12 protein-coding genes are annotated in these 13,296 nt (G+C 38.9%); 2 read left to right on the forward strand and 10 right to left on the reverse strand.

Annotated features, from left to right (window positions below):
• Positions 1-14: 14 nt before the first annotated feature.
• The 10 genes from uspE to ccoN all read right to left on the reverse strand — a co-directional run bounded on the left by uspE (position 15) and on the right by ccoN (position 9,063).
• Complete coding sequence (gene uspE, locus I6F40_RS14345; protein ID WP_197193106.1) at positions 15-941, reverse strand: universal stress protein UspE; 927 nt, start codon at positions 939-941, stop codon at positions 15-17.
• A gap of 103 nt (positions 942-1,044) precedes the next feature.
• Entirely contained in the window at positions 1,045-1,782 is a 738-nt protein-coding gene (locus I6F40_RS14350) for an FNR family transcription factor (protein WP_197193107.1), read from the reverse strand.
• Positions 1,783-1,849: 67 nt separating this feature from the next.
• Positions 1,850-2,521 carry a sulfite exporter TauE/SafE family protein gene (locus I6F40_RS14355; protein WP_197193115.1) on the reverse strand — a complete coding sequence of 224 codons (672 nt, stop codon included), beginning with the start codon at positions 2,519-2,521 and terminating at the stop codon, positions 1,850-1,852.
• The gene (ccoS, locus tag I6F40_RS14360; RefSeq protein ID WP_002963071.1) at positions 2,514-2,681 is read right to left on the reverse strand and encodes a cbb3-type cytochrome oxidase assembly protein CcoS; all 168 of its coding nucleotides are present in this window, start codon (positions 2,679-2,681) and stop codon (positions 2,514-2,516) included. The genes I6F40_RS14355 and ccoS overlap by 8 nt, the downstream gene beginning before the upstream one ends.
• Positions 2,678-5,053 (reverse strand): heavy metal translocating P-type ATPase, encoded by a 2,376-nt coding sequence (locus I6F40_RS14365; RefSeq protein WP_197193108.1) that lies wholly within the window; start codon positions 5,051-5,053, stop codon positions 2,678-2,680. The genes ccoS and I6F40_RS14365 overlap by 4 nt, the downstream gene beginning before the upstream one ends.
• Positions 5,054-5,061: 8 nt before the next feature.
• On the reverse strand, positions 5,062-5,553 hold the full coding sequence (locus I6F40_RS14370; protein WP_197193109.1) for a FixH family protein: 492 nt from the start codon (positions 5,551-5,553) through the stop codon (positions 5,062-5,064).
• Between the two features lie 149 nt (positions 5,554-5,702).
• Positions 5,703-6,755: a cytochrome-c oxidase, cbb3-type subunit III gene (gene ccoP / locus I6F40_RS14375; protein WP_197193110.1), complete on the reverse strand. Its 1,053-nt coding sequence runs from the start codon at positions 6,753-6,755 to the stop codon at positions 5,703-5,705.
• On the reverse strand, positions 6,752-6,937 hold the full coding sequence (locus tag I6F40_RS14380) for a cbb3-type cytochrome oxidase subunit 3 (RefSeq protein ID WP_010554061.1): 186 nt from the start codon (positions 6,935-6,937) through the stop codon (positions 6,752-6,754). Before I6F40_RS14380 ends, ccoP begins: the two co-directional genes overlap by 4 nt.
• A 5-nt stretch (positions 6,938-6,942) precedes the next feature.
• Positions 6,943-7,617, reverse strand: coding sequence for a cytochrome-c oxidase, cbb3-type subunit II (gene ccoO / locus I6F40_RS14385; RefSeq protein WP_197193111.1), 675 nt, complete (start codon positions 7,615-7,617; stop codon positions 6,943-6,945).
• 12 nt (positions 7,618-7,629) lie between these two features.
• Positions 7,630-9,063, reverse strand: a complete 1,434-nt coding sequence (ccoN, locus tag I6F40_RS14390; protein ID WP_024594372.1) for a cytochrome-c oxidase, cbb3-type subunit I — start codon at positions 9,061-9,063, stop codon at positions 7,630-7,632.
• A 339-nt stretch (positions 9,064-9,402) separates the two neighbouring features.
• Between ccoN and I6F40_RS14395 the strand changes: the two genes are divergently transcribed.
• Entirely contained in the window at positions 9,403-9,828 is a 426-nt protein-coding gene (locus tag I6F40_RS14395; RefSeq protein WP_197193112.1) for a hypothetical protein, read from the forward strand.
• Positions 9,829-10,447: 619 nt separating this feature from the next.
• Positions 10,448-13,138 (forward strand): TonB-dependent receptor, encoded by a 2,691-nt coding sequence (locus tag I6F40_RS14400; protein ID WP_197193113.1) that lies wholly within the window; start codon positions 10,448-10,450, stop codon positions 13,136-13,138.
• Positions 13,139-13,296: the final 158 nt, after the last annotated feature.

A 13,296-nucleotide genomic window follows, 5' to 3' on the forward strand; every position in this document is an offset into this window, starting at 1 on the left:
AGCAGCCCCCTAATTTAATTTTTTGCCAGCGGGCTTACGTAACCATCGGGTTTTAATGCGAGTACATCGCAGTCTAAACTGTCAATTACATGCTCAGCTGTATTACCTACAAGAGCGGCGCTTAAGCCCGTGCGACCTACAGTACCAATAACAACTAATTCGCTATTTAACCGCTTCGCTACATCAGGGATTACATCCTCTGGCAGGCCTTCTTCAATAAAACATTGCTCTGGATTTAAATTAAACTCTGCAGCAAGTGCATGGGTTGATTCATGATGGTGCTTTTTAACTGATTCGTTATAAAGTCCTGGGTTAAACTCAGGAATTTCGATTGCTATATTTATGGGTGTTGCAGGATAAGCATTAACTAAATTAAGTTTTGCGTTGGCAAGTTCACATAAATATTGTGCATCTTTAATAACGCGTTTATTAAGTGCTACATGTTCTTCGTTTTCACTAACTGCATTTACTGCAGCTAAAATATTACCGTTTGCTGGCCATGCCATTTCTTTTACAAATAATACCGGAGCTGGGCATTTGCGTACTAAGTGCCAATCGGTCGGGGTAAAAATAACGGATTTAAGTGCACCATGTTGATGTGTGCTTTTAATGACTAAGTCGTATTTTTGCCTAATTACAGTATCAATTATGGCTTCGTATGGGCGGTTGTGCCATATAACTTGAGTTTCAATATTTACATTTTTGTAAGGAGATATTAAATCATTGAGCCAAAGCCTGCGCTCTTTAAGCACAGCATTACGCATAGCTTCGCGTTCATCGCCTGAGAGCATGGTTGTCATTTCATAAGAAAAGTCATAAACCGTCATAAAAGCGGTAATACTTGCGCCAGACTTTTTAGCTAAATCTATTGAACGTGCTAAACCGTGTTGATCATCTTTGGTGGGGTCAATAACCGCAATAATGCGTTTAATAGTGTTCATATGCTACTCCATTTACCTAACGGGTGTACATTTAGTGTAACGTAAATATAAAACAGTTAAAGGGGTAGCATATAAATTGTTGTTCTAAATCAAACTATTTAATTTAGCGAGGCTTAACTATTGCTGCTGTTTTAGCCAAGGCATCATTATCTAAAATAGTAATAAATTTACCCTCTACTTTAATTAAGTCAGCTTTTTGAAAACGGCTTAATAAACGGCTAATGGTTTCTACTGTAAGGCCTAAGTAATTGCCTATTTCACCGCGAGTCATCGTAAATCTAAATTCCTTACGCGAAAAACCACGCTCACCAAAACGCTCTGACAGGTTATAAATGAAACTAGCTAAGCGTTCCTCTGCTGATTTTTTATTGAGTAATAACAGCATTTCTTGATCGTATGTAATTTCACTGCTCATTAAGCGCATTATTTGTTGGCGAAGCTTTGGTAATTTTCCTGATAGTTCATCAAGAGTATCGAATGGGATTTCACATATCATTGACGTTTCAAGTGCTTGCGAAAAACTGGGATGAGTCATTTTACTTATTGCGTCAAAGCCAACTAGGTCGCCCGCTAAATGAAAGCCGGTAATTTGCTCATCACCTCGCTCCGATAACGTGTACGATTTAAATGAACCAGAACGAACCGCATAAATAGCCTGTAAAGGTGCACCTGATTCAAATAGATAGTCGCCTTTATGGAGTGGTTTTTTTCGCTCAATAATTTCGTCAAGCTTGTCCATTTCTTGGCCATTGAGTGAAAATGGCAAACACAATTGACTAATACTGCAGTTATTACAGCTAATAGCACAATTACCTTTAGCGCGACTTTGAGAGAAATCCATAATTTAATCCGTTTAAATTTTTATACACGACTGCAAAATAACCTTAAAGGTTAATATTGCGAATAGATTAATGTACCAGCTTGTCAGTTGCAATAATCAATAAGTAGATACCATACCAAATTATAACACTGCCTAATACAATTCGGGTCCATGGATGGTTAATAATAGTATTTAGTTTTTGCGCGGTAACGCCTAACGTGATCATCGCGGGAAAAGTACCCAAAGCGAAGCAAAGCATAACTAAGGCACCGTCTAGGGCACTTGGGCTAGTCATCGCCCATGTAAGCGCTGAGTATACAAGCCCACAAGGTAGCCATCCCCACAAAGCACCGTAACCTAGGGCTTTAAAAGAAGAGTTAATAGGCATTAAATATTTATTTAGCTTAACAATGTGTTGCCACACCAAGGTTTTACCAATTTTCTCTAACCATTGTAAAGTAGGGCCCAAGCGCATTATATACACGCCGACAAGGAGCATAAAAATAGCTGCAATGAACGAAAGTACTAAAGAAAAGGAGGTGTTTTGCCTTGCAAATTGGCTACTAATACCAGCAACAAGTGCGCCTGCTGCCATGTAGCTCAGAGCACGTCCAACATTATAGGCAAATGAATAGGTAAATGTTTTGCGTTTATCACTAGCCAGTTGTAATGAGCTTGCAATGCCACCACACATAGCAATGCAATGACCGCTACCGATTAGTCCCATTAAAAATGCGCTGGTATAAAGAGGGTCAATCATTACTTTTGTTGTGTTGCTCTTTGTCATCTTCAAACAAAATACTATGACCTTGCTTGTTTAAGTCAGAAAACTGCTCGCTTTTTACAGCCCAAAAAAATACACCAATAGCGATAATTACAAATAAAATGGCGATAGGAATCAAAATGTAAATTATGCTCATAACTTTAATAGCCTTAGTGAATTGCTTATCACAATAATTGAGCTGGCAGACATGCCAATCACAGCCATCCACGGAGCAACTAAGCCCAATGCTGCAAGTGGTAATATAGAAGCATTATACAATAAAGAAAGCGCAAGGTTTTGCTTAATAATGCGCCTGGTTTGTTTAGCGACATTAAGTAAGTGATCGATTGAGGCTAAATCGCTATTAAGGAGCACTACATCGGCGCTATTTTTTGATATGTCTGCGCCGGTTTCCATAGCGATAGATAAATGCGCACTGGCAAATACCGGGCTGTCGTTTACACCATCACCAACCATTGCAACCACTTCGTTTTGTGAAGACCATTGCTCAACGGCGGTTTGTTTATCTTGTGGAGAACATCCAAGTTGCACACTTTCAAGTTTAAGTTGCTTAGCTACTTTTTGCCCAGCATCTGACGCGTCGCCGGTTAACATGTGACAGGTTAAGTTTTGCGATTGAAGTGAGTCTATGAGCTTTTTAGCATCGCTTTTTACTTTATCAACAAAGTAAAAGCGTGCAACAACTTGCTTATTTATATACAAGCTCGCTTGTGCATTCGATTTTTTGCTATTAAACCAACCACTTTTACCAATTGCGTAATGATTAGTTGCATCTTGTGCGCTAATTCCCAGTCCTGGATGTACTTCAACGTTATTAAGACAGCGGTGAGCTGACGTAATCTCATCAAATGCACTGGCGATAGGGTGCTCAGAATAACGCTCTAGCATGGCTGCTATATCTAGCACTTGCGCTTTTGTATATTGTTTATCGATTATATCTACTTCATCAAGGCTAAATTTACCTTGCGTAAGTGTGCCTGTTTTATCAAATGCAAATAAAGTAATTTGTGAGAGCGTTTCAAGCACATGCGCTTGTTTTATTAATACGCCTTTGCGGGTAAGCGTTGCCACTGCACATGTAAGCGCGGTAGGTATGGCTAAACTCAGGGCACACGGGCAGGTAGCAACTAAAACCGAAATAGTGATCCAAAATGCGTGTTCTGGATCAATTTGGTACCAACCAATAGCAGTAAGCGAAGCAAATATGAGTAAACACGCAATAAACCACTGTGCTACTTTATCAGTAATTTCAACCAGCTTAGGCCGCTTAGTAAGTGCGTTGTGTTGTAGGCGTATAATTTGATTTAAAAGTGTATTTTGGCCAATTTTATTGATTTTTATTTCAATAACACCATCGTGGTTAACGCAACCGGCATAAACATTGTGACCAATAAATTTAGTTACGGGTAGATGTTCACCGGTCATCATTGATTCATCAACCGTGGTTTTACCTTTAATGAGTTCGCCATCGGCAGGAATTGTCTCACCCGCTTTAATAAGTACGATGTCATTAAGTTTTAGTTTTTTTGCTGCAATTATAAGCTCGTCACCACTTTCGTTAATAGTGCGCGCTGTTAATGGCAGTAGTTTTTGTAAGTTTGCAGTAAACTCGCTCGCTTTTAAACGTGCTCTAAATTCAAGGTATTTTCCCAATAACAGCAAAAAGGTAAACATACATACAGATTCAAAATATACCTCGCCCACTTCCATAAATGTAGCGTAACAGCTTGCACCAAATGCACCAAAAATAGCCAGCGAGACAGGTAAATCCATATTGAGTTGTTTAGCTTTTAAGCCATTTATAGCATTGGTTAAAAAGGGCAGTGCGCTATATAGAACAACGGGAGAGGCAAGTACTAAGCTGATCCACCTAAAATACTGCTCAAAATTACTGTCCATACCTGAAAACATGCCAAAGTACATGGCAAATGCAAACATCATTACTTGCATGGTCATCAAGCCTGCTACACCTAAACGGCGAATATAGGCTTTTGCAGTTTGCTGTTTTTGTTGTGCTTCAGTATCGGCTTGAAATGGATAGGCTTTGTAACCAATCTTAGCTAAGGAGGTAATTACTTCACTCAATGGGGTTCTGGTTTTATCCCACTGAATCATCGCGCGGTTGGTTGATGTATTTACATCAACACGTTTAACTGTGTTTAAATTTAAAAGTTGTTTTTCGATAAGCCATGCACAAGCAGCGCAGGTTATACCTTCAACGCTCAGTAATACCTCTGAGATATTATCGTTAGTCGCTATAAATTCGTCTTGGATGTCTTCGTTGTCATAACTTTTTATAAATGCGAGTTGCTCAGGTACTAGCTGTTCTACTTTACCGGCACGTACGGTGCGGTATTTGTAGTAATCGGTCATACCTTGGTCAACAATATTTTGTGCAACAGCTTGGCAGCCAATGCAACACATTGGCTGGGCTTTGTCGTCAATTATAACGCTTGCACTAAATCCATTTGGCACACTCTCAAGGCAATGAAAACAAGAGTTAGACATAGTTATGACTACTTATAATTAGGAGTAACTAAAACGGTCTGTTCAGTTGGTAACGTTATATTTTCTTTCATTTTCCAACTGCCATCAATTGGTTCAATAAATACTGAGTAAGCACCTGGTGTGTAATTATCAAGTAGTGCAGTAAATTCTTGATTCGCATTAGGCGTTAGAGTAGCTGTAAAATCATGCGCTTTTATGGTGCGATGGTAAAACGAGAGTTTTAACACATGCACATTGCTGCTGTCGCCTTTTGTAAATTTAAAGCTTACACGTTCGTTAGTTACATTTAACTCACCATGTAAATAAAGTGCCTTTGCTTTCTCAAACTTAGTCAGTTCTAAGTTGATTGCTTTACCTTTTTTGTAGTAGTCGTCAACAACCATGTCTGGGCCGTTACCTATTGCTGTAATAAATAAGCTAATACAGCCAATAATGGCAACTAACGGAAAAAAGATTAAAAACCAAGGCCAAAAATTTTTATACCACGGAGTAGGTTGCATAGTGTCTCTAAAATTAGTTTAGGAAGCGTTATTTTATAGGAATTATACGTAAAAGACTAAAAAAAAGCCTCACAGTGGAGGCTTTTTTGATCTGGATTAATCTATTGAATTAAATAAATTAATTTATAAACATTTTATTAACTGTATGCTTATTTATCTTGCGATAAGCTATAAACATAAGCAGTTAATAAGTGAATTTTTTCTTCACCTAAAATATCTTTCCATGCTGGCATTACACCAGCACGACCGTGGTTAAGTGTTTCTTCAACTGCACGTTGAGAGCCACCGTATAACCATATGTTATCAGTCAAGTTTGGCGCGCCAGGAGATACCCCGGATACCATTATATTATTAGCAACAGACCCTTTACCATCAGCGCCATGACATGCAGCACACATCATTGCAAATTTTGCTGCACCTGCGGTTGCATCTTTTTGGTTAACAGTACGACCAGAAAGGCTCAGCACATGTGCTGTCATTTCTTTAACGCCTTGCTCGCCAAGAGCTGGACCCCAAGCTGGCATTGCTGCAATACGGCCATTAAGCAGTGTTTCTCTAATTTTGTCTGGTGTGCCGCCATATAACCAATCTTTATCAGTTAGGTTAGGGAAGCCAGTACCACCACGTGCATCAGAGCCGTGACATTGCGCACAGTTTTGTGAGAATAAACGCTGACCAATTTCGATGGCTAATTGACCATCTGTTTGCTCATGTTTGTCGCCATTTTCAAGAGCAACTTGCTGCGCAGCGTCACCTTCAAACTTAGAATTAACTAAATCTAAAACAGGTACCTGCGCCAGTCTATTAAAAATAGGACCGAAGCGTTCTTGTGCAGCTTCGTACTCTTTATCAAGTTTTACAAAGCGACCTTCTTCTTTCGCTTTAGCAATCGCTTCTTTAGATTCAGCTAAAGAGGTAATACCTTGATTAGAGCTCGTCCATTTACCTAAACCTTCCCAGTTGCCTAAACCCGGGTAAGCCGCAAGATAGTATACAGACCAAATAAAGGTTGCGAAAAACATGTAAGTCCACCATTTAGGTAGTGGATTATTTAGCTCTTCAATGCCGTCAAATTCATGTCCACAGCTTTCACCTTCTTTTACGCCAGCGTAGTTTTTTAAGTTCCAAACTAACAGGCCAAAAATGATGCATAAGCATGCAAGGGTTAATACAATAACCCAAATACTCCAAAAGCTAGTCATTTTTCAGACTCCTTTTCCTCGTTAGAGAGTGTGTTGTCATGTTTTTTTTCATCTTCGAAAATGGCATTAGCGGCGCTGTCAAAACGAGTTTTGCTTCGCTTGCTATATGCCCATGCAACAATCACAATAAACAATACTAAAATTACCAGAGTCAAAATGCCTCTGTATGTTCCGTAATCCATAATTTTTACTTCAAGTGGGTGCCAAGTTGCTGTAAATACGCGATGAGAGCTTGTATTTCTGTTGCGCCTTTGCCGTCATTCATAGCATTAACTTTATCAACATCAGCTAGAAGCTCTTCGTCGCTGCCATAACCTAGACCCGGATGTTTAGGGTTTTCTGGGTTAATAGCAAAAGTATCACGGAAAATTTGTAGTTTTTTCAGAGTGAGGCTGGTATCAACCGTATTCTCTGCTAACCAAGGAAAGCCTGGCATGTTCGACTCAGGAACCACTGCACGTGGATCAACTAAGTGAGCATAGTGCCAATCATCTGAGTAACGCTTACCAACACGAGCTAAGTCAGGACCAGTACGTTTAGAACCCCATAAAAACGGATGATCCCAAACAGATTCACCGGCTACAGAGTAGTGACCATAACGTTCAACTTCATCACGAAAAGGACGAATCATTTGCGAGTGACAGTTAGAACAACCTTCACGCACGTAAAGGTCGCGGCCTTCCATTTCTAAAGCGTTAAGAGGGCGTAAACCTTCTACAGGCTTAGTTGTATCGTCTTGGAACATTAGCGGAGTGATCTCAACTAACGCGCCAAAGCTAATAGCAAAAACAGTCAGAATAGCCATAAGGCCAACGTTCTTTTCTACTATTTCATGTTTGTTTTGTGAATTTTTCTTGCTCATCATCTCACTCCGTTATGCTAATTGTGCTTGCGCGTCTAGTTTCAGAGATTCTTTCTCAGCTGAAATAGTACGGTAAACGTTATAAGCCATAACTAACATACCTGTTACGATGAATACACCGCCTACAAAGCGCATAATATAGAAAGGATGCGACGCTTCTAAAGACTGCACAAAGCTATACATCAATGTACCGTCAGCATTTACTGCGCGCCACATTAGACCTTGCATTACACCTGAAATCCACATTGCAACAATGTATAAAACAACACCTACAGTGTGTAACCAGAAGTGGGTATTAACCAATTTAACGCTATACATACGACCTTGCGCGAATAATGCAGGAATTAAGTGATAAATAGCACCAATTGAAATCATAGCAACCCAACCTAGCGCACCTGAGTGTACGTGGCCGATTGTCCAATCTGTGTAGTGAGATAACGCATTTACAGATTTAATTGCCATCATAGGACCTTCAAACGTAGACATACCGTAGAAAGACAATGAAACAACTAAGAAACGCAGTACTGGGTCGGTACGTAGTTTATGCCACGCGCCAGATAGCGTCATAATACCGTTAATCATACCACCCCAAGACGGTACGAATAGGATAATAGACATAACCATACCTAAACTTTGCGTCCAATCAGGAAGCGCTGTGTAGTGAAGGTGATGAGGACCAGCCCAGATATATAATGAAATTAAAGCCCAAAAGTGAACTACCGATAAACGGTATGAATACACCGGACGACCTGCTTGTTTTGGTACAAAGTAATACATCATACCCAAGAAACCAGCAGTTAGTAGGAAGCCTACAGCGTTATGACCATACCACCACTGAACCATCGCATCTACCGCACCTGCATAGATTGAGTATGATTTAGTTAACGACACAGGCACTGCCATACTGTTTACAATATGAAGGACTGCAACAGTAATAATAAAGCCAGCGTAGAACCAGTTAGCAACATAAATATGCGACACTTTACGCTTGATTAAAGTACCAAAGAATACAACTGCGTAAACAATCCAAACCACAGCGATTAAAATATCGATTGGCCATTCAAGTTCTGCATATTCTTTTGAGCTAGTAATACCTAAAGGTAGCGTTATTACAGCTAATACAATAACTAGCTGCCAACCCCAAAAAGAAAAGGCGGCAAGTTTGTCTGAGAAAAGACGCGTTTGACAAGTACGTTGTACGACGTAATAAGACGTCGCAAAAAGTGCACTGGTACCAAATGCGAAAATTACTGCGTTCGTGTGTAACGGACGTAGTCGAGAGTAAGTTAACCATGGTGTATCAAAGTTAAGTGCTGGCCAAGCTAATTGGGCAGCAATCAGAACCCCAATACTCATGCCAACGATGCCCCAAATCACTGTCATAATAGCGAATTGGCGTACAACCTTATAGTTATACTCAGTTTGTGATGCTACTGTTTGGCTCATTTTCTGGCTTCCGCTGCAATAAATGCGTTTAGAAATGAATTACCCACCTTTAAAAGTGGGGCCTACTATTTTCTCAAGCGTGTTATCTAAAACTTTCAATACATGAAAGCTTCAGAAAAAAAACTTGAGAAACCCTTATTTTTTGCGGGTGAAATGATAAATTTTTTGGCCTAAAAAAGATAGGTCAATTACATAAAATTATGACATCAATCAATGTTTGTGAGCTTGTTGTTTATTTTTTGATACAGTTTGTGCCTTATTTGGTCTAATAGTAACACTCGCACTTGTTATTTGCAGTCGCGATTATTAGTATTTGCTTTTTTTTAGTGCGAAATTGTTATGCTTATATATAGGTTAAGTTTATTCACGGCGGTGTTTTTTTTATTAACAGCGTGTGATTTTTCTAAAAATACAGATGAAAAATTTCTTAAAAACGCCCAGTGCGAAGTCAATTTACCGTGTACTTTTTCAAATGATGTTAAAGTATGGTTAAGCGAGAAAACCCTTTCCCCCGAGACCCCATTTACTATTTTTAGTGATTTACCTGCAAACGTTACAATTGAAGATGCCAAGCTTAAAGGCATTACTATGTATATGGGCTACATTCCTCAACAATTTAAACAACACGATGGCCTGTGGCAAAGTAATGCAATGGTTGGCATTTGTTCCGAGCAAAATATGCTCTGGAATTTAGAGTTAACCGTTAAAGATAATGCCACCTCTGTAATACAAACTCTCAATTATTCTTTTTACGTAACTTATTAAAGTTGCGGCTGCAAACTCTTGCATACAGCTTACATTTTTGGTGTGAGTTCGTTTCTTATACATACGATTATTTGAGTGACAAGATCAATAAAATTGCCTTTTTAGGTTTTGATACTGATAAAGCTTCAATGGTGAATGAGTGCTCTAAAAAAGTTCAACTTTAATTGCGACTGAATAAAAAATCTAATCAAAAAACGTCCTAAAGTAGCTAAATCAGACTATTTAATCGCTAAGCATGCATAAATATGGTTAGTAATTAACATTTAGTTTTGCGGTTTTAATAATGCACTGTGATTAACTTGTTAATTTATCTAAATTTGGTACATCATTCGATTAATTACATTTAATTACAAAGTGGTGCGGTTTGATTTCATCTGTATTGCTTAATTTTTTATTTGCACTCAATGCCTTGATATGGTTATGTATTTATTTGTTAACAATGAAACAAGTTGTAACGTATGTTCCTAATAAAGTTGTTCTATTTTGTTGTTATATATAAAATAAACAGTCGTTAAGTTTTCGTTCAGTTAAAGGCGCCTAAGTTGCCCGCCTAACTCACTATTCTTATAACAAGTGAGCATTACCAATAAAGGTAAATTTCAACAAGTAGGGTTCTTTCATGAAAAAATCAACTCTTGGTTTAGCTGTAATTGCAGCGATCCCAATGTTCTCAAGTGTGCAAGTTTTAGCAGCAGACGAAGCTGCAAAATCAATCGAAAAAATTCAAGTAACGGGTTCTCGTATTAAGCGTTCTGACATGGAAACCGCTAGCCCAGTTACACTAATTGGTGCTGATGAGATCAGAGCTTCTGGCGCTACATCGGTTGATAGTGTTCTTCAGCAAATGACCGCTACAGGCGGTGCAATGACTAATCCTGGTGTTAATAATGGTTCAGGCGGTAATGCATCTATTAACTTACGCGGGTTAGGCTCTGCACGTACTTTGGTACTTGTAAATGGACGCCGTATGATTAACTCAGGTACTGGCGCTGCTTCTACAGTTGATTTAAACACTATCCCGGTTTCTATGATCAAGCAGATAGAAGTACTTAAAGATGGCGCATCTGCTGTTTATGGTACCGACGCAGTTGCTGGTGTTGTAAATATCATTCTGAAAAATGATTTTGAAGGCTTAGATTTAAACGTAAACACTGCAATGACATCAAAGCACGATGCAACTGAAAATTCTATTGACTTTACAGTTGGTACTTCATTCGATAAAGGTAATATTGTTTTTGGTGCACAATATACAAATCGTGGTGAAGCAAGCCAAAGTAATCGTGATTTTTCAAGTTGTCCAATACTTGAAGATGAAAACGGTTTATATTGTGGTGGCTCTTCATTCAGTGAAGGTGGCCATATTCAAAGTAATGTGACTACTGGTATTTTGAATAAAAAAAATGAAATTGAACAAACTGGAGTTGCTAATGATAGTGGCTTGAGCGGTTTAGGTGGGAGTTTGCATCGCTATTCAACAGCTGCAGATGCATATAACTACGCAAGTAGCAGTTACTTATACACACCAATGAACAGGTTAAATATTACAGGTCTTGGAACGTATGAACTATCTGACGATACAAGCTTTTTTAGTGAATTTACTTACACTAAACGTTGGTCAGAGCAGCAATTAGCGCCACAACCAATTAACTTTGCGTTTGATTATGACCCAAGCACTATGGGTGACAGTCTATTAGGACAAACCTACGACAAACGTGAAGTTGCAAATAACGCATTTGTAAAGGATGCTGATGGTAAGTATGTGACAACAGCTACAAACTACGCTGCTGGTGACCCAATTAGTTACCGTCGCAGAATGAGTGAAAGCGGTACACGCAACTACTCTCAAACAGTTGATACTGTTCGAATTGTAGTGGGTGCTGAAGGTGTAATTAATGATTACTCTTGGGATATTTCAGCTAACTTCGGCCGTAATGATTCAGTAAGTAAAACAAGTAATCTTCATAATGTCTCATCTCTAACAGCAGATGTAGAAGCCGGAACATTCAATCCTTTAAGTGAAGCTGCTTGGGCTCAATCCAATGTGAGTCAATATATTTATAAAGAGCAAGAATCTGGCGGGAGTCAGCTATTTATTGTATCAGGCTCTCTTTCAGGTGAAATGTTTGAGCTACCTGCCGGTTATGCTGCGTTTGCAGCAGGTGTTGAACACCGTCAAGAAAAAGCATGGCAGGATCCAGATTCAATAGCGGCACAAGGCTTAGGTAACGATCCTCGCATTGATCCAACAAGTGGTGGTTTTAATGTAGATGAAGCCTATGTTGAATTTGCAATACCATTACTTGCTGATGCTCCTTTTGCTGAAAGTGTTGAGCTAAGTGCAGCAATACGTGCATTTGACTACAGCACATTTGGTTCAGATAATACTTGGAAACTAGGTCTAACTTGGCGAGCAACAGATGAACTAATGATGCGTGCTGTTCGTTCAACAGCATTCCGTGCTCCTACAGTAGATGAATTATATTCTGGTAAAGCAATATCTTATGATGGCGTTACTTACCCTGGTGCTGATGATCAAGCTGAAGTTACTGTGGGTGGTAATGCTGCTTTAACACCTGAAGAAGCAGACACACTAACGTTTGGTGTTGTTTATGAGCCACAATGGCTTGACGGTTTTTCAATGACTGTAGATTATTACGATATTGAAATTGAAAATGCAATTAGTACCTACACGAGCCAATTTGTTGTAGATCAGTGTATCAATCCTAACGGTACTGGAACGGCATTATGTGAAAATACAGGTGCTTTTGTACGTACAGATGGTCGTATCGTATTTAATAATCAATTACGTAATATTGGTTCTGAGAAAACATCAGGCATAGATTTAAACTTAAAGTATTCATTTGATGCATTAGGTTTAGCATGGAAAACAGGCTTGGATACAACGTATTTAGATGAATATGTTGTTGATACTGGTGCTGTAATTGATTATCAAGGTTACATTACAAATGGTAGCGGTGGCTATGCTGATATTAAATCAAATCTTCACTTAACAGTAAGTGGTGATAGCTGGGATGCTACTTACGAAGCACGTTACGTTGCTGGGATGGATAGCTTTACTTGTAGACTTGATCAGAGTGAATGTGTAGCACCAACGACACCATCAATTGTGTATCATGATATTAGTGGTTCTTACATGATCAATGACGTGTTAACTGTTTCTGCTGGTATTAATAACATGTTTGATAAAGAGCCTCCGTACTACACAGGTAATTACGATTCAAATACTGATCCGTACACTTACGACACATTAGGTCGTCGTTTATTTGCTGGTATCAATATTAAACTATAATATCTAGCACATTAATCGTATTAAGGCTCAGTATTTACTTAATGCAGATCGTTTAAGCTAATTGAACGATCTTTCAAAGGGCTCATAATAGGCTACAACAGAAGTTGTGGCCTATTTTTATGTCTGAATTTATTAAAGAATTACACCTTACTACTGAG

The organism is Pseudoalteromonas sp. SWXJ133 (assembly GCF_015864365.1).
GTDB classification, from domain to species: domain Bacteria; phylum Pseudomonadota; class Gammaproteobacteria; order Enterobacterales; family Alteromonadaceae; genus Pseudoalteromonas; species Pseudoalteromonas arctica.